At 63.9% G+C, this 17,752-nt stretch carries 14 protein-coding genes; 9 read left to right on the top strand and 5 right to left on the bottom strand.

Annotation, left to right across the window (positions count from 1 at the left end):
* Window positions 1–46 precede the first annotated feature (46 nt).
* Window positions 47–1,222, bottom strand: coding sequence for an MFS transporter (locus M9978_RS20185; protein WP_254296392.1), 1,176 nt, complete (start codon window positions 1,220–1,222; stop codon window positions 47–49).
* 365 nt (window positions 1,223–1,587) lie between these two features.
* On the opposite strand from M9978_RS20185, the gene M9978_RS20180 reads away from it, so the two are divergent.
* From M9978_RS20180 to M9978_RS20170, 3 genes are all read left to right on the top strand, one after another.
* A complete protein-coding gene (locus tag M9978_RS20180) occupies window positions 1,588–1,800 on the top strand; it encodes a hypothetical protein (RefSeq protein ID WP_254296390.1) in 213 nt (70 codons plus the stop codon).
* 108 nt (window positions 1,801–1,908) lie between these two features.
* Window positions 1,909–2,235 carry a hypothetical protein gene (locus tag M9978_RS20175; RefSeq protein WP_254296388.1) on the top strand — a complete coding sequence of 109 codons (327 nt, stop codon included), beginning with the start codon at window positions 1,909–1,911 and terminating at the stop codon, window positions 2,233–2,235.
* 329 nt (window positions 2,236–2,564) lie between these two features.
* Window positions 2,565–3,059, top strand: a complete 495-nt coding sequence (locus tag M9978_RS20170; protein WP_254296386.1) for a hypothetical protein — start codon at window positions 2,565–2,567, stop codon at window positions 3,057–3,059.
* Window positions 3,060–3,130: 71 nt separating this feature from the next.
* On the opposite strand, the gene M9978_RS20165 is transcribed toward M9978_RS20170, so the two are convergent.
* Genes M9978_RS20165 through M9978_RS20155 form a run of 3 tightly spaced genes read right to left on the bottom strand, consistent with a single transcriptional unit; the run spans window position 3,131 to window position 6,759 of the window.
* Window positions 3,131–4,471 carry a spinster family MFS transporter gene (locus M9978_RS20165; RefSeq protein ID WP_254296384.1) on the bottom strand — a complete coding sequence of 447 codons (1,341 nt, stop codon included), beginning with the start codon at window positions 4,469–4,471 and terminating at the stop codon, window positions 3,131–3,133.
* Between the two features lie 53 nt (window positions 4,472–4,524).
* Window positions 4,525–5,769: an aromatic ring-hydroxylating oxygenase subunit alpha gene (locus M9978_RS20160; protein WP_254296382.1), complete on the bottom strand. Its 1,245-nt coding sequence runs from the start codon at window positions 5,767–5,769 to the stop codon at window positions 4,525–4,527.
* Window positions 5,770–5,799: 30 nt separating this feature from the next.
* Window positions 5,800–6,759, bottom strand: a complete 960-nt coding sequence (locus M9978_RS20155) for an ornithine cyclodeaminase family protein (protein ID WP_254296380.1) — start codon at window positions 6,757–6,759, stop codon at window positions 5,800–5,802.
* A 138-nt stretch (window positions 6,760–6,897) separates the two neighbouring features.
* Here M9978_RS20155 and M9978_RS20150 point away from each other — a divergent pair, with 138 nt between their 5' ends.
* A complete protein-coding gene (locus tag M9978_RS20150) occupies window positions 6,898–9,318 on the top strand; it encodes a GcvT family protein (RefSeq protein WP_254296377.1) in 2,421 nt (806 codons plus the stop codon).
* Between the two features lie 181 nt (window positions 9,319–9,499).
* Here M9978_RS20150 and M9978_RS20145 read toward each other — a convergent pair whose 3' ends face one another.
* Window positions 9,500–11,752: a TonB-dependent receptor gene (locus tag M9978_RS20145; RefSeq protein WP_254296375.1), complete on the bottom strand. Its 2,253-nt coding sequence runs from the start codon at window positions 11,750–11,752 to the stop codon at window positions 9,500–9,502.
* 247 nt (window positions 11,753–11,999) lie between these two features.
* On the opposite strand from M9978_RS20145, the gene M9978_RS20140 reads away from it, so the two are divergent.
* From M9978_RS20140 to M9978_RS20120, 5 genes are all read left to right on the top strand, one after another.
* Window positions 12,000–12,677, top strand: a complete 678-nt coding sequence (locus tag M9978_RS20140; protein ID WP_254296373.1) for a TetR/AcrR family transcriptional regulator — start codon at window positions 12,000–12,002, stop codon at window positions 12,675–12,677.
* 103 nt (window positions 12,678–12,780) lie between these two features.
* Entirely contained in the window at window positions 12,781–14,022 is a 1,242-nt protein-coding gene (locus M9978_RS20135; RefSeq protein WP_254296458.1) for a sarcosine oxidase subunit beta family protein, read from the top strand.
* 10 nt (window positions 14,023–14,032) lie between these two features.
* Window positions 14,033–14,320 (top strand): sarcosine oxidase subunit delta, encoded by a 288-nt coding sequence (locus M9978_RS20130; RefSeq protein WP_254296371.1) that lies wholly within the window; start codon window positions 14,033–14,035, stop codon window positions 14,318–14,320.
* Window positions 14,317–17,238, top strand: coding sequence for a sarcosine oxidase subunit alpha family protein (locus M9978_RS20125; protein ID WP_254296368.1), 2,922 nt, complete (start codon window positions 14,317–14,319; stop codon window positions 17,236–17,238). Before M9978_RS20130 ends, M9978_RS20125 begins: the two co-directional genes overlap by 4 nt.
* The gene (locus tag M9978_RS20120; protein ID WP_254296366.1) at window positions 17,231–17,743 is read left to right on the top strand and encodes a sarcosine oxidase subunit gamma; all 513 of its coding nucleotides are present in this window, start codon (window positions 17,231–17,233) and stop codon (window positions 17,741–17,743) included. The genes M9978_RS20125 and M9978_RS20120 overlap by 8 nt, the downstream gene beginning before the upstream one ends.
* Window positions 17,744–17,752: the final 9 nt, after the last annotated feature.

The raw sequence follows: 17,752 nt of genomic DNA, 5'->3' as shown, positions 1-17,752 counted from the left end.
CACAGTTGATATCCGGCCCAGTCAGTACAGCTGCCGACGCGGCGCGCTAAGTGGATGGGCGACGCGCGGATAGCGCATGCAGTGCCACCGTGCTGACAATGGCGATCGGTACCAGCGCCCCAAGCACCATCGCGCCGCTGACACCGATCGCGACGAGCCCGGCCGCAAGCAAAGGACCCAGGATCGATCCCATGCGGCCGACCGAGACGACCGCGCCGACGCCCAGGCCGCGTATATCGGGCGGATAGCAGACGGGCGCGGTAGCGTAGACAATCGACTGGATCGCCATCACCCCGCCGCCGGCGATCGCCGCAGCAGCATACAGGCCGAACGGCGGCGCGACTGCCAGCATCCCCAACGCGACGATCGTCGCGGCACCGGCAAGCAAGGCGACTCGACGTGGATCGACCCGATCGAGCGCAACGCCGCAAAGATAGGCTGTGGCGGCACCGCATAAATTGAAGATGATTTGTATCGCCATCGCCTGTTGCCGCCCGATCCCGCGCTCGACCAGCAGCGATGGCAACCAGTTGAGCAGCAGGTACAGGACGATCAATGCGCTGAACGACCCAGCCCATAGCAACAGCGTGCGCGTGACCCTGCCATTTGCGAACAGCGCCCGGCTCAAGCTCGTCCCCGAACGTCTCGCTGGCCGAGGCTGATGATCCGGTCGCCACATCAACGCCGGCACGAGCATGAGTAACGGCACGATCCCGCCCACAATGAAGACGGTCGCCCACCCGGCGTGGAGTCCAGACCAAGACAGTGCCGCCGCAGCCGCGCCGCCAGTCGGCATCCCGGCATAGACTGTGGCGACCGAAGCAGACAAGCGCGAGGGCGGGCTGGCATCTGCCACGATCGCGATGAGGATCGGAAACGCGCCACCGAGGCCCAGCCCGGTGAGAAATCGCATCGCTACCAGCATCGGCACGTCGACCGACGCAGCCGTCAGCAACGAGAAGGTACCGAACAGCAGAAGCGAGCCAATCAGTAAGGGTTTTCGGCCGAACTGGTCGGACAGCCGCCCGCCGGTCACCGCGCCCAGCGTCAACCCGATGATTGCAGCGCTGAACACCCATCCCATTTGCGGAGGCGTCAGACCGAAGGCTGGTCCCATCAACGGCGCAGCCACGCCTGCCGACTGCAAATCGAAGCCCTCGATCACAGCGAGCGCAAAGCACAGCGCCAACGTGAAAGTGAAACTGCTCGACTGCCTGTTCACGTCCTGCTCCCCACAACGCGCATTGCCTCGTAACCGTACCCTCTCGGGCAGAGACAATTAGCAATACAGCTGTGTACTGTGAACTCGCCGACGCGTAGCGTCAATTGTCGGAGGATTTGCTGAAACAGCCATGAAACTCCGGGCCGTAATTGCTCTCCTGACCTCCATGACCGCCGGCACCGATGCAGCGGTGTCCAAGGTTGCGGCCGCTGCGGCGGCAAGCGCACCGCCGCGCGTCACGGCGCTGCTCGGGCCAGTCATCGAAGGTGGCGCGGTCGCGCGCATTCGGATCGCAGACCTTTGTCGGACTCGATGGCGAGCCTGGGCGAGTTCTGGTTTCAGTTCCGGCGCGTGTCGCATTGACGTTGGGACAAGCCTATCGCGAAAGCGATGTCGTGTTTCGCAATGATGCGGGCAGCCTGCCAATGCGATTGGCAGTTGATACGCCGGCGCCCGGTATGCCCTTGCAACTGCGCAGCTTCACGCAGCTGCGCCGGACGCGCGGCCCGACCAGGCGCGCTTATGAAGACCTCGTCACGCCGGCGCTTGCTCCGCGCAAGCCAAGCTTCATCTTTTGACCTGCGCGGCGCGGAGGGCGGCGCGGGCGGCGCCTATTTCTCCTTCCTGCTTCTCCCGCTCGAAGCGCCGAAGGTACGACTCAACTCGAGTAGGGGCTTGACCGCGCGATGCTGGGTGCACGCGCGTTATCGACGCGTGGCGAGGCGGGCTTCGACGGCGATTTCGCCCCGATGGAGGCCTACCCGACCTTCTTCCTGGCGGGCAAGCTCAACGGCATCGATGATCCGGCATGGGCATTCAACGCATATTGGATCGGTTCGCCGCCCTTGGACGCCGGGCGCGCAAGTGCCTGGTCGGTCCGATCCTTCGATGTCTTCCGGCAGTTCTTCGCGGATCCTTCGAGGCGACCCTATACGCTGCTCGTGCGTCCTTATGCACGCCCGCGGGATGGCGGTGGCGCCTCGAATGGTGGCGTCATGCTCGAATATGGCTAGGCGCGATGAGCGACGCCTCGCGGCGCATCATGTCTACGCATGAAATGGTTCGTCATTTCTTCGGTGGGCTGGATGGTGATAATGGCGCCACCGCGTTCTTCTGAGAGGGCTTGGTCGCATTCTACAAAATCCGGTTGCCGCTTCGCGCGGGTCTGATCGATGTCGTGGATGCCGCACGTGAAATCGGGATCATGACCGATGCCTAAAATGTTAGTCCCTTGATCAACGTTCCGTATAAACAGAGCAACGAACAAAGCTGGGCGGGTGGCGCGGCCCAGTCAGTGCCTTAAAGTCAGGGCTTCGTTTACATCAAGACGCTTGATGCCGCAGTGCGGGCGCGGTCGCGGGATAAGCGCTCGCTCGACGATCTGGTGCTCGCCATGCTTGCCCGCCGCCGTGGCGGCCAGCGCTATCACCAGACGAGCTGGCGCGCGCTGTTGGCTGCCGAACTGGGTGCGGGTGGCACAACTGGATTGAATGATATGCCTGCCGGGAAGCTGACGGTGCCGCGCGAGAGCGCCTTTGGCCCGTGCTTCACGCGCCAGCCGGACAAGCGCGCTCGGCCGGAACGCGGCATGTCGGAAAATTCGTTTCTGGTTGCACCTACAAGGTCACTGGACTCCTTCCGGCATCACGCGCCGCAGCGAGCGGCCGGGTCGAGGGTGACTCGATCCTCGTCCTTCCAAGCGGTAACCGCACACGTCGCGCACAGCGCACCGAATGTCCTCGTCGATCCGCAGGTAACGTGGGTCGTGAAGCGGGCCGGATCTCCCGTCGTGCATCGCTATCTGGTCGGAGGACCGACAGTGATCAGCTACAAATGACGTAGCAACCCTCAGTTGGTGATTTGCGATGTTCGGCACGGAGCGCTTGCCGGTCGTGGCTGAACGCGTTCTCACGTGTCGGACACATCAGAAAGTGTGACGTTTTCCTGTGCGACACTCGCCAGGCCCGCGCGAAAGCGGAGCGACACCGCAAGATAGGCGAGGCCTGAAATGACGTAGAGCGGTGGCACGACGAACAAGGCATAGCGCAGCGAATCATCGCCAAAGCGGGCATGCAACAGGTCGCTGATGCCACCGATCAGTACGGGCCCCAGCCCGAGGCCGATGATATTGACCAGAAAGGTCAGAACTGCCGTCGCGGTCGCGCGCGACCGCGCGCCGGCCAATGTCTGAATCATCGCGTAAGCAGGGGCGAGGTAGAGGCCGCATGCAATCGACGGTATGATCAGCATCGCCAGTGCCAACTCCTTGCTGCGCAGCAGAAACAGCAAACACATGGACGCCGCCGCGACCAGCGTGCCAAGCGCGGGCAGCCACGCCATCCAGCGCATGTCGCGCCGAATCAGTCGATCGCACAGCACGCCACCTAGCATCGTGCCCGCAAGCAGCGGCACGCCCTGAAACAGGGTCAGCTGAGTCCCGATGGCAATGGTCGTTTCGCCGAAGGCCCGGGCAAAATAGGAAGGCAGCCACAGAAAGAAGCTGTATTCGGCAAGCCCGGTTGCCACCATGGCAGGTACGAGCAAGGCGAAGGATGGCCGCGCGAACAGCCGCTTGATTGCGACCATGAACGGCGGCGGCCTGCTCGCCGACCCACTCAGCCCGTCGCTATGCCCGCGCGGCGGATCCTTGGCCATCGCTAGCACGAGTACAGCCACCGGCAACCCGATCGCGCCGAGCGCCAGAAACGCCCCGCGCCAGCCGAACTTCGTCTCCAGCGCGCCGCCGATCGCCGGAGCCAAGGCGGTGCCCAGCGCACCTCCTGTGCTTAGGATGGCGAGCGCGCTGCCGCGTCGAGCCAACGGCACGCCATCACCGATGATCGATTGCGCCGGCGCGATGGCGCCGGACTCGCCCAGCCCCACCAGCATCCGCGCGAGGAACAAGCCGACAAAGCCGCCGGCAACACCGCACAACGCCGTACCGGAACTCCAGATCAGAACAGCACCGACAAGCACATAGATGCGGTTCCCATGCTCCGCGAGCCGCGCCACCGGCAGCGCCATGGTTGAATAGAGCAGCGCGAACGCCGCGCCAGTCAGCAAGCCGATCTGCGTGTCCGACAGGCGCAGGTCCGTCTTGATTGGTTCAAGCAGGATCGAGAGCGCGTACCGATCGAGATAGTTTAAAAATACAAATAGTGTGAGGACGGCGAGCGTACCGCGCATCTCGAAAGCCGGTGTCCTTCCACCGGTCAGGTTACGCCCTGCTTTCTGCTCGAGATCCGTCATTTCGGCAGCTTCATGTCGCGGTCCTGGGTTGTCAAGACAGTAATGTATCGAGACTAACCAACCAGCCGGCCCATTATTTCAAGGTAGGATGCCACGAAGGAGGCGGACTGCGATTCCAGTGCAGTGTAGGGCCCCGGCCGATAGGCACGCGAGCGCACGCCAGCGGCATTGTCTTCGATGATCCGCTTGTCCTGCTTGGTCGTCACGTCCCACATGAAGGTTAGCGAGCCGATGTCCAAGGTGCCGGGGTCCGCATCGGCATCGACCAGCCAAGTCGCGACGACATTCGTTTCCTCCACGCCGCGCGGCATGAACTGGAAGATGACGGCATGGTCGTTGTAGCAGCCGGCAAAGCTTAGCCGTCCGAGATGCATGGCGGTTTCCCCGCCGTCGTAGTGCGTGAAATCGCCCATCAATGGCGCGATTGGCTTGCCATCGTGCGACTGGGTGTCACGGCCAAGCCCGATCGGCTGGCGGTACAGCGAGTATTTGACCTCGTCGATATCGCCGGCATGGCGCACGACGCGATCGAGCGCCGGTGCAACAGCCTGCTCGCGCCATGCGCTAACGCCCCCTTCCCACTCCGCGGCCGCCACCTCGTCGCTGACCGCGGTCGCCGCAACATGTCCGTTCATCCGGAAATATTCGGGGTGCGATGGCCGGCAATGATAGCACTCAAAGAAATTCTCGAGCACCAGCTTCCAGTTGGCCGATGTCGGATAGGAACGGCGTTCGGCAATGCGCGCGTTATGGAACCCGTGATGGCGCAGCGCAGGGAGCAGCGTGTCTAGCGCTGGCGCAAGGTCAGGCAGACTTTCCTCGTCCAGCCCGCAGAAGATCAACCCGCCGGCCTCCCGCACGCCGATCCGGTGCAGGCCGAGTTCAGCCTTGTCGGCACCCTCGGGCAAGTCCCGGCCGCTCAGCAGCTCGCCAGTCAGGCGAAAGCCCCACGCATGATAGGGGCAGACGAGGTTTGGCGTGCGCGTCTCGTCGCGACAGATACGTGAACCGCGATGCGTGCAGACATTGTAAAAGGCGTGAAAGCCATCCGTGCCGGCATTGACGATGATGATCTCTTCACCAAACAGGTCGCGAACGATGCGATCGCCGCGTCGCGGCAGCTCGGACACATGCGCCATCACTATCCATTGGCGCGGAAACCACAATTCGCGCTCAAGCGCATAGATTGTCGGATCGAGATAGAAGGGCTGCTCGAGCGACCAGCCAGGCCGTTGCCGCCCGAGCAACGCGGCAAAGCCGGCACGACGATCGGCGGTCCATTCCTGTTTGGTCAGCATGTACCTCTCCTGTGCTCGCGATCGATCGCCTTAATCGTTTCGCGTGACCGCGCGCGCGTGAAGGTAGCGCACTGCCGCCAGATCCTGCACGATATGGCCCAGTGATTTGTAGAAGGTGATGTCGAGATCGCCGGTGCGGCCCGCAACCTGACCCAGCAGCACTTGGCCGATTTCCGCGACGATATGGTCGTCCGTCAGCGCGCCCGCCTCGCGCGCGACGATAAGCTCCGCTGCTGCCGCCCTCGCCGATGCGCGGCTATCGGCGATGTACCGGCTGGCCAGGACGAGCTCGGTGTCGACCTCGACCGGACCGGCGTGGCTTGATCCCACCGCGTTGACATGCGTGCCGGGCGCGACCCACTCGCCCAGCAGCACTGGCGTCGGCGAGCCGGTGACCGTGCAGATGATGTCCGCCTGCGCCGCCGTTGCCCCGTCCGGCTCGGCGCGGACATCGAGCCCGCTCTCCGCCGCCATGCTCGATGCAAAGGCCGACGCGCGCGCCGCGTCCCGTCCCCAAACCGTCACGCGTTCAAGCGACCTTACGCGCGCAATCGCGCGCAAATGAGTCCTGGCCTGAGCCCCGCAACCGAAGATCGTAAGCGAGGTAGCGTTGGCACGTGCCAGCGCATCCGTCGCGACAGCGGTTGCCGCTGCGGTCCGGATATGCGTCACCTCGCCGGCATCGGCGATGCAGACCGGCGCGCCGGAGCTCGCGTCGAACAGAACGACGATCCCCTGATGCGGCGTGCGCCCAGGGGCGTCCGGATCGGCAAAGGCGGTGATCACCTTCGCGCCGAAGCCTTGCGGCTCAGGCAGCGTGCCAGGCATCAGCGCGAACAGTCGACCCGGTGAAAGCTGCATGATCTGGCGGAGCGGCTGGACGGTCCCGGCGGCGGTAAATTCTGCCATCGCTTCTCTCACTGCCGCGATACATCCGTCATAATCGAGAAGCTCACGCACCGTGGAAGCGTCGTAGGTGGGGCACAACATTGGCGATCCTCCTGTCGTGCTGACAGCCTCACCAGGTCGGCGAGTGGCCAGCAATTCGCTGATTGCAAACACGATACACATGTGCATTGTACCTGTTCAAGCGCATTTTGCGGCGCGCGGCCAGATTGGAGAGATGGCGTGAAATCACATGTTCGGGTGGCAGTGATCGGCGGCGGCGTGGTCGGGTGCAGCATCCTGTATCACCTGACGAAACTCGGCTGGACCGATGTCGCCCTCATCGAGCGTAAGGAATTGACGGCCGGTTCGAGCTGGCATGCTGCAGGCGGCTTCCACGCGTTGAACAGCGATCCCGGCATTGCGGCACTGCAATCCTATACGATCAGGCTGTACAAGGAAATCGAGGCGTTGTCCGGGCAGGATGTCGGGATGCACATGACCGGCGGCCTCAACATCGCCGCGACGCAGGCCCGATGGGATTTTCTCCGCGCCGATCATGCGCGCCATCGTGTGCTCGGATTGGAGACCGAGCTGCTCGGGGCAGCCGAGATCAAGGCGCTCTGCCCACTGGTCGACACGACCGATGTGCTGGGCGCGCTGTACGATCGCAACGAAGGCCATGTCGATCCGTCCGGCGCAACCCATGCCTATGCGAAGGCTGCGCGCATGGCGGGCGCGGAAATCTATCGCCACACCCGCGTCGTTGACCTCAAACCCACCGGTCGCGGCAGCTGGCACGTCGTAACTGATCAGGGTACGATCGAGGCCGAGCATGTCGTCAACGCCGCCGGCTTGTGGGCGCGCGAGATGGGCGCGATGGTCGGGATCGATCTGCCGTTGATCCCCATGGAGCATCACTATCTGCTGACCGACGACATCCCTGAGGTGATGGCGCTGGGCAAGGACGAGCTCCCGCTGATCCTCGACCTCGACGCCGAAATCTACATGCGCCAGGAGCGCGGCGGCATGCTGGTCGGCGTGTACGAAAAGGATGCCACGCCGTGGGCGGTTGCGGGTACACCGTGGGACTATGGCGACACCGAATTGCTGCCGCCGCAGCTCGAACGGATCGGCGACGCACTGGTGAAAGGCTATGCCCGCTTCCCGGCGGTGGCCGCGGCGGGCATCCGGCGCATCGTCAACGGCCCTTTCACCTTCGCCCCGGACGGCAACCCGTTGATCGGGCCTGTGCGCGGCGTGCCGAACTATTGGTCGGCATGCGGCGTCATGGCCGGCTTCGCCCAAGGCGGCGGTGTCGGCCTTTCGATCGCCGAATGGATCATCAACGGCGAGCCCTCGACCGACATCTTCGCAATGGATGTCGCGCGCTTCGGCCCCTATGCAAGCGAAGCCTATGTCATCGAACGCGCCAGCGAATTCTATTCCAAGCGCTTCGTGCTCGCCTATCCGAACGAATATTGGCCCGCCGGTCGGCCAGCCAAGACCGATGTCCTGTACGATGCGCTCAAATCGCGCCGCGCGGTGTTCGGGGTCAGCTATGGGCTGGAGATGCCGCTCTATTTCGCGCGCGAGGGCGAAGAAGCCGTGGAGATTCCCTCGCTCAAGCGCTCGAATGCGTTCGAGGCGGTCGCTGCCGAAGTCGCAGCGGTGCGTGACGGTGTCGGCGTGCTCGACGCCTGCTCGTTCGCGAAATACGAAGTCAGCGGCCCGGATGCCGCCGGGGCGCTCGACCGCATCCTAGCCTGCAGAATGCCGTCGATCGGCCGGGTTCGGCTGGCGCCGCTGCTGTCGGAAAGCGGCCGCCTGATGGGCGATCTTACCGTCATGCGGACCGACGAAACCCGGTTTCTGCTGTTCGGATCGGGCTATCTCCAGACCTGGCACGGCCGCTGGTTCGACCAGCACCTTCCAGCGGACGGCGCTGCATTTCGCAACCTGACCGACGAGCTGGCGGGCATCCATCTGGTCGGACCCAAGGCGCGCGAACTGCTCCAATCGCTGACACGTGCCGATGTTTCGGCGGCAGGCTTCACCCCCTTCACCGTCCGCCGCATCGACATCGGTCTGGTGCCGGCGACGGTTGCCCGCCTGTCGCTCACTGGCGAACTGACATACGAGATCTATGTCGCGGCGAACCAGGGCCGCGTCCTGTACGACGCAATCCTCAAGGCTGGCGAGGCGTTCAGGATCACCGATTTCGGAGTGCATGCGCTCAATTCGATGCGGCTGGAAAAAGGCATCGGGATTTGGTCGCGTGAATTCAGCCGCGACTATACGGCCGGGTCATCCGGACTGGATCAATTCGTCCAGTTCGCAAAGGACAGTTTCGTTGGCAGGGACGCGGCGCTGTGCGAACGCGACACGCCTAGCGCGCGGCGGCTGGCGACCTTTGCGGTTGATGCGAGCGACGCCGACGCGGCAGGTTATGAGCCGATCTGGCGGGGCACCGAGATGGTCGGTTTCGTGACCTCCGGCGGCTATGGTCATCGTGTCGGGCACAGTATCGCGATGGGCTACGTCGCGCGTGACGCGCTCGCGCACGCGGATGGGTTCGAGGTGTCGATCCTGGGCGAACGCCGGCCGGCACGGCTGCTCGACGCACCGGCCTATGACCCAAGCGGCGCACGCGCTCGCGCCTAGCCGAGCCGGGCAATCGCCGGACGCTTCAGGACGCGCTGCCTATCGGCAGTGCGTCCTTTGCTATGCGCGCAACGCACATGCCCCTACCCGATCGCCATCCGCCACGATCGCACAAAAAAGCGAGCAGGGCGCGGTGCGCCCTGCTCGCCAATGGGACGCCGATGCGTCCTGAACGTGCTCGTCAGAAGTTGACGCTGGCGGTCAGACCGATGGTCCGTGGCTGGGTAAATGTCGCGCGGGGCAAGTTGACGCCGTTGCGGGTGTCCACATTGGTCACGCCCATCTCGTCGAAAAGGTTGCGGACATAGGCGTTGAGCTTCCACATCCTGCCAATGGTGATGTTGGCATTGAGATCGACCAGGGTGTAGGCCGGGACACGGACACGTGGAATGCGGGCAGCCGCGGCGTCCGTGTTGAAGAAGGCCAGCCGGCTGCCGACATGGCTCACATTGAAGCCGAACGTTCCTTCGAGATCGCCTCCAAGCGGCACCGTCTGCTGCGCGCCGATATTGCCACTGAACTTAGCAGAATAGGGAAGGCGATCGCCGGCCACGCCGCGCAGCCGTTGCGTGGTCGATGTCGATCGATCGAACGATTGAGTCAGCACGGCATCGAGCAGCGTCGCATTGCCGTCGATCACCATCCCCGTCCATGGACGGATGCTGGTTGCGAACTCGATGCCGCGGCTGCGCGCCTTCTTGCCGTTCTCGAAGAAAACAAAGTTCGACGGCAATGCGGTGTTCTGCAGCTGGATGTCGCGCCAGTCGATCTGGAAGATCGACGTGTCGATCGTGATGCGGCGATCCGCGAACTGGCCCTTGAAGCCGAGCTCGTAATTCAACACGGTGTCGGGACCGAAGGTCGGCGCTACGCCGCTCAACTGCGTATTCGGCCCACCCGGCCGATAGCCGGACGCGATCCGCGCGAACACCATCGCGTCGCGCGAGAAGCGGTAGGTCGGCGTAACCACCCAGGTGAAGGAATCCTCGTCCGAGTTGAACACCCGGCTCGAGCTTGGCCCAAAGATCGGCACAGCGGCCGGGTCAATGGTGCTTACAACGTTGTAAGTCTGCTTGTTGGTGGCGTAGCGTGCGCCGATCTGGAAATCGAACTGTGATCCTGCGTGAAACGTGACATCGCCGAAAACAGCCTTTTCCTCGTAGGTCGAGATATTCGATCCGTTGTACGCCGTTACGCTCGGCGCCGCCCCGGTCCGATTGACTAGCTGCGCGAGGGTGGAGCGCTCATTCGTGTAAAATCCGCCAATCAACCACTCAGCATCACTACCAGCCCCTGACAAACGCAGTTCCTGGCTGAACTTGTGCGTGATCGTGGGTGCAGAAAGAAGGTAGACGCCGCCAGCACCGTAAACGCTGTTGAGCGGGGCAGCGAACACGGCGCTCACATCTTGCGCGGTGTTCAAGGCGCTGCGCCCCCAGGCACTGATCGAGACCAGCTGCACCTTGTCCAGATCAAGGGTCGCCCGCGCGGTGTACAATTCCAGATCAGCGTCCGATGGAACGACAGCTGCCGCTGCCGTGCGCAGGTCAGCTACCCCGCGCGGATTGAACACCACTGGGCTCGTCGATGGGGCGACGCAGCTGGTACACACGGGGATCAAGGTATCGCCGGCCGAATCGCGTCGCTGGATCAACGCGGAACCGACGATCGTGAGCGCGTCAAAAGGCTTGACCATCAGGGCGGCGCGTCCGCCCCACACTTGCACCTTATTCGCGTCCTTGACAGTCACGGTGCCGAGCGTGCTGTCGATATAGCGGGGATCGTCACGATAGAAGCCGCTGATGCTCAACGCGACGCGATCCGCGATAATCGGCGCGTTCAAAGAGCCGCGTGCTGACCAGCCTGTGCCGCCATCGGCAACCGAAGCGATGCCGGCTTCGGCCCGACCGGACCAGGCCGTAGCGTCCGGATCGCGCGTCACATATTTAATCAACCCGCCCAGGCTCGAAGCGCCATATAGCGTGCCCTGCGGGCCGCGCAGCACTTCGACACGCTGGAGCGTGCCGGGGTCAAGGTCAGGGATCGGCGGCTGGCCGAGATAGGTCGACGAGCCGAACTGAACGTCATCGATCAGGATGGCGACCGTCGGGTTGGTGTTGCCGCCGGTGGTGACGCCGCGCAACGCGATGGATTGGACGCCACCTGCGGAGATCTGGAGGCCGGGAATGCGAGTCGCGAAATCTCGCAAGGTCACCAAATTCTGATCGACCAAGCTGTCCGCTGTCACGGCCGTGACAGCCATCGGTACATCGATGAGACGCTGCTCGCGCTTCTGCGCAGTCACCACGATCTCGTCATCCGCCGAGGCAGCGGGTGAGACCGGACCGGCGTCCTGCGCCCAGGCCCCGCTGACGGTTACGAACAACGCCGGCATTGCCGGCAACATCAGTGACTTCTTAAAGGCGCTGGCCATCGATTGTCTCCCTCATCCTCCGAGTTGCGCCGCCGCCCCCTTTTGGCTTGATCTTCGCCAGCTCGGATATTGCACGCTACGATACATCAATGTCTTGTCAAGACAGATATGTATCGCCTGGCCCGATTCTGAAGGGTTGTGACTTTGCTGCGGCACTTGGCGCACTCGCGCCGCAAGTGGGTTCATGAGATGCAGCCATGTCCGGCGACGCTGGACTCGCGCCGGGCATATGGGCCACGGGTGTCGCATGAACCTGGTCGCAAAGTCGCCTACTGCTCGTCGCTTTACGCGCGAAGACTGGATTGCCGCCGCCCGCAAGGCGCTGGTAAACCGCGGCATCGACGACGTGAAGATTGACCGCCTCGCGCGGCAGATGCGCGTCACGCGCGGCAGCTTTTACTGGCACTTCAAACATCGGCGCGACTTGACCGACGCGCTGCTTACCGACTGGGAAGCGCGCAACTATTTCGAGATGGCGCAAGTTCGCGCACGCTGGGCGCGTACCGTGCCCGACATGGCCGAAGTGATCGGGATCTGGCTGAGCGAGGATGCCAACGTACTCTCGTTCGATTTCGCGGTCCGCGCCTGGGCACGTCGCGACGCAGCCGTCGCTGACTCGGTAAAGCGTATCGATGCCGGCTGGATTGTACTGTTGCAGGAAAGCTTCGTCCGGGAAGGCGGCTCGGAGGATGAAGCACTGGTGCGCGCGCGGATCACCTATTTTCACCAGATCGGCTATTGGGCACTCGACCTCGACGAGGATCCCGCGATGCGGCTGCGCCTGGTCCCGCTCTACTATCGAATTCTGACCGGCCGTGAGCCTCCGGCTGACCTTGTCGACACGCTGGAGCGACAGCTGTCGCCAGCCAAGGGAAAACGCACGGTCACGACTGCCCGGCGCAGGCCGGTGGCGCAAGCGACCTGACGGCCGCGAAGGCGGCGCTTCAATACACTCTTGTATGGATACAGGACTGTATGTAGCATTGCCCGGTGCCCAGCATCATCAAGCTATCGCCACGGCGACTCCAATGAACCGGTACTCCGCCTGGTCGTTGTTTCGCGCGGGCCTCGAACGTCAGCGCAACTGGCAGCCTGCCTGGCGCGATGCCGAACCGAAAAAGGCATATGACGCGATCGTCATCGGCGGCGGCGGCCATGGCCTCGCGACGGCTTACTATCTTGCGAAGGTGCATGGCATCCGCAACGTAGCACTGCTCGAGCGAGGGTGGATCGGCGGCGGCAACACCGGCAGGAACACCACGGTCATCCGCTCGAACTATTTCTTCCCGGAAAGTACCCGCTTCTACGATCACGCATTGACCCTTTACGAAGGGCTTTCGCGCGAGCTGAACTACAATATCATGTTCTCGCGCCGCGGGATGTGGACGCTGGCGCATGATCGTCATGGCCTCGAAGTGCTGCGGCGGTCGGTCAACGCGATGCTGCGCAATGGCGCCGAAGTCGAACTGGTTGGCGGCGAGGAAGTATTGCGCCGCATCCCTGGACTTTGCCCTACCCGCTTTCCGGTGCTGGCGGGCCTGCTTCAACCACGCGGTGGCACTGCTCGCCATGACGCCGTTGCCTGGGGCTATGCGCGCGCCGCCGACGGGCTGGGCGTCGACATCATCCAGAATTGCGAGGTGCTCGGCTTCGACATCCGGGGCGGTGCGATACGCGGCGTGCGCACCTCTCGTGGCGATATCGCGAGCGATCGCGTCGGCATGGCCGTGGCCGGACATAGCTCGGCGATGGCCAAGCTCGCAGGGTTTCGCCTGCCGATCGTATCCTACGCCCTCCAGGCCTTTGTGTCGGAGCCGATGAAGCCGGTGCTCGACACCGTCGTGTTGGCTCCGGCGACAGGCGTTTATGTCAGCCAGTCGGACAAGGGCGAACTGGTACTCGGCGGCGCGCTTGATCTCTTTCCGTCCTATGCGCAGCGCGGCAGTTTGCCAGCGCTGGAACAGGTGGCCGGCGGGCTGATCGACATGTTCCCGCAATTCTCTCGTGTGCGCCTGTTGCGACAATGGGCAGGGATCGTCGATGTTGTGCAGGATTCGACGCCGATTCTCGGTCAAAGCCCGATCGACGGCCTGTACCTCAATTGCGGCTGGGGCACTGGTGGGTTCAAGGCGATACCGGCCGGCGGCCACTGCCTTGCGCACGTGATGGCGACGGGTAAGACGCACCCCTTGGCTGCCGCCTTCACGCTCGATCGCTTTCGCACCGGCGCGCTCATCGACGAAGCCGCGGCTTCGGGCATCGCGCATTGAGGGGCCAACCATGCTGTTGATCGATTGCCCTTGGTGCGGGCCGCGTTCCGAGCGGGAATTCCGCTGCGGTGGGGAAAGCCATATCGTCCGCCCGGAGACGCCGGATGCGGTCGATGACGCGGCTTGGGCCGACTATCTCTTTTATCGTCACAATACCAAGGGCGTCAGCTTTGAACGCTGGCTCCATCGGTTCGGCTGTGGTCGCTGGTTCAACGTTGCCCGCGCGACGACCGATCACCGGCTCGCGGCGGTGTATGGCATGACCGATCCGCGTCCTGAACTGGAGGACGGTCGATGAGCGGTACGCGCGTGGCGGGCGGCGTCGCCATCGACCGGTCGCATAGGCTCGACTTCAGATGGGCTGGCAAGCAATATCGCGGCTTTGCCGGCGATACGCTTGCATCGGCACTGCTCGCCGATGGGGTGCGACTGTTCGGGCGCAGTTTCAAATATCACCGCCCGCGCGGGCTTATTGCCGCCGGCCTCGACGAGCCGAATGCAATCGTCCAGATCGAGCGTGGCGCGGCTACCATCCCTAACCTCAAGGCACCCTATATCGAGCTTTACGATCAGCTCGATGCGCAGCCGGTGAATGCCTGGCCCAGCCTCGGATTCGACCTGATGGCAGTCAACGGCCTGTTCAAGCGGTTCATCCCAGCCGCGTTCTACTACAAGACGTTCATGTGGCCGAACTGGCTGCTGTTCGAGCCCCTGATCCGCAAGGCCGCCGGGCTGGGCCGCGCGCCGCAAGAGCGCGATCCCGATCTCTATTCGCAGACATCGGCGCATTGTGACGTTCTGGTCGTCGGCGGTGGCATTGCCGGTTTGGCTGCGGCTCTGGCGGCGGGGCGTCGGGGCGAGCGCGTGATCCTGGCGACCGGGGGCGCGCTGTGGGGCGGACGCCTGGCGGGAAGCGACCAACTGGTCGAGGGCCAGCCGGCAACTGACTGGATCGCGCATACGCTGGCCGAACTCGATACTTTGCCGAACGTCCTGCGTCGCAATCGCATGCTGGCGACGGGCCATTACGATCAAGGGCTGGTCGCGCTGTGTGAGCGCATGACCGATCATCTGCCAATCGATGCGCGCATCGGTCCACGCCAGCGGCTGTGGCATGTGCGGGCGGGCCAAGTCATCCTTGCGACCGGCGCCTTCGAGCGCCCGCTGGTTTTCGCCAATAATGATCTCCCCGGGGTGATGCTGGCAGGCGCCGCGACGGCCTATCTTCACCGTTACGGTGTGCTGGTCGGTCAGAATATCGTCGTTGCAACCAATAATGACAGCGGTTGGCATGCGGCGATGTCGCTCGCACAGGGGGGCGCCCGCATCGCGGCGATTGTCGATGCCCGACCTTCACCGGCGACAAGCCTCCTTGCCGCAGCCGAAGCGCTGGACATTACAGTTCGTTGTGGCACCGCCCCCGAAAAGGCGGTCGGCGGCAAGCAAGTGCGCGCAGTCGACGTCGCTCGGCTCGATGCGGCGAGTCGGCTCACCGGCCGCACCGAGCGCCTGGTGTGCGATACGCTGCTGATGTCGGGTGGCTGGAACCCCGCCGTCCACCTTCATTCACAAGCCGGCGGCGCGCTGCGCCTCGATCCCGCACAGCATAGTTTCATGCCCGCCGCCCTGCCCGGTTCGCCCAGCATCGGTGCTGCCGCAGGCGATTTTGCTATTAAAACCAGTCTCGCGGCGGCGCGCGGCACGGAATTCGTACCGGTCAGCACGCCCATTCGTCCGCTATGGTCGCTGGCGCGGACTGCCGAACCCGACCCGCTTGCCTGGGTCGATTTCCAGAACGACGTCACCGCTGCTGACGTGGCCCTGGCCGCGCGCGAGAATTTCAGGTCTGTCGAGCATCTCAAGCGCTATACGACGCTGGGCATGGCGTCCGACCAGGGGAAGACGTCCAACGTCAACGGCATCGGCATCTTGTCGCAGTTTCTGGGGCGGCCGATGGAAGCGATCGGCACGACGCGTTTCCGCCCGCCTTATGACCCGACCACGATTGGCGTCTTCGCCGGGCACCGTATCGGCGATGGCCTTGCTCCTCGCCGCCGCCTTGCACTCGACGCATGGCATGTCGCGGCGGGTGCCAAGCTCGAGGAATATGGCGGCTGGATGCGACCAGTTGCCTATCTCCAGGAAGGCGAGACAGAGGCGCAGGCGGTCGCGCGCGAGGTAATTGCGGTGCGCACCAGGGTCGGGTTGTTCGAAGCCTCACCACTCGGCAAGATCGAAGTCAAGGGCCCGGATGCTGCGCGCTTCCTCGATCGCATCTATGTCAACACGATCAGTACGTTGAAGGACGGCCGCTGCCGCTATGGCGTGATGCTCGACGAAAACGGCACGATCTTCGATGATGGCGTGGTTACGCGGCTGGCGGATGACCATTTCCTGGTCGGTACGACCAGCGGCCATGCCTCGGCGATCGCCGAGATCCTGGAGGAGTGGCTGCAGTGCGAATGGGTCGATCTGCGCGTTCTGGTGCAGGACGTCACAACATGCTGGGCGGTGCTGACCGTCGCGGGCCCCAAGGCGCGCGATGTGCTGCAAACGCTTGAAGGAACGATTGACTGGAGCGCTTCCGCCTTCCCGCATATGCAACATCGCGCGGGATTGATCGCCGGGATGAACGCCCGGGTGGCGCGCGTAAGCTTTTCGGGCGAATTGTCTTATGAAGTTAGCGTCCCTTGGCGTCAGGCCGATCGGCTAGGCGAACGCTTGACCGCTGCAGGCGCTGTGCACGGCCTCACCCCGTTCGGGATCGAGGCGCTGATGACCATGCGTATCGAAAAGGGGTTCCTGCATGTCGGGTCCGAGACTGACGGCACGACCCAGCCGCAGGACGTCGGCTTTGCCGCGGTGCTCGCCAACAAGAAAAGCGACTTTGTCGGCCGCCGCTCGACGCGCCGCCCGGACTCGCTGCGTGGCGATCGGCGACAACTCGTGGGCGTCGCAGTCGATGGCCCACTGCCCGTCGAGCCCGGCGCTCATGTCGTCACCCCGGGTCGCGAAGATGCGATCGGCAGCGAGGGGTGGATCACTTCGAGCGCCTGGTCGCCGACGATCGGTGCGCCGGTCGCGCTCGCGATGGTTAATGGGGGCGCAGCGCGAATGGGGGAGACCGTCAAGATCTGGGATCTGGGCACTTGGCGCAAAGGCCGGATCGTCCCGCCTTGCCGCTACGATCCGGACGGGAGTCGGCTCAATGGCTGAGATCGTGGCGCCGCGCACGAGCGAAATAGGCGTTGGGATAGGCAAGGTGCGCCTGCTCGCCGACGATGTCGAGACACGGCTCGGGGCAGCACTGGGTTTGCAGGTGCCCGCAGCTGGACGGCGCACCTCGAACGGCGCGCTGTCGTGCATTCGCCAGGGTCCGGCGGAATGGCTGCTGGTAGGCGAGCAAGACCTTGTCTGCGCAGCGCTGGATCGCGTCGCCGAGCGGTTCAGCGACGATGTCTGCCTCGCGGTCGACATGAGCGACGGCGCCGTCGTCACAAACCTGGTGGGCGCGCGTGCGGTCGAGCGGCTCGCCGCCTATTGTGACCTCGACCTCGACCCGACCGCATTTGGCATCGATCATGCGACAAGGACTCGATTCGGCGATGTCTCGGTGACGCTGGCGCGGCTCGCCGACGGCGACAGCTACTGGCTGATCGGGGATCAAAGTCACGCGCCCTATATCGATCGGCTGCTCGACCATGGTGCGCCGACGCGCTAATTGTCCACG

It is taken from the genome of Sphingomonas tagetis (genome assembly GCF_024211275.1).
Lineage (GTDB): Bacteria > Pseudomonadota > Alphaproteobacteria > Sphingomonadales > Sphingomonadaceae > Sphingomonas > Sphingomonas tagetis.
This window is presented reverse-complemented; position numbering and strand designations above follow the sequence as displayed.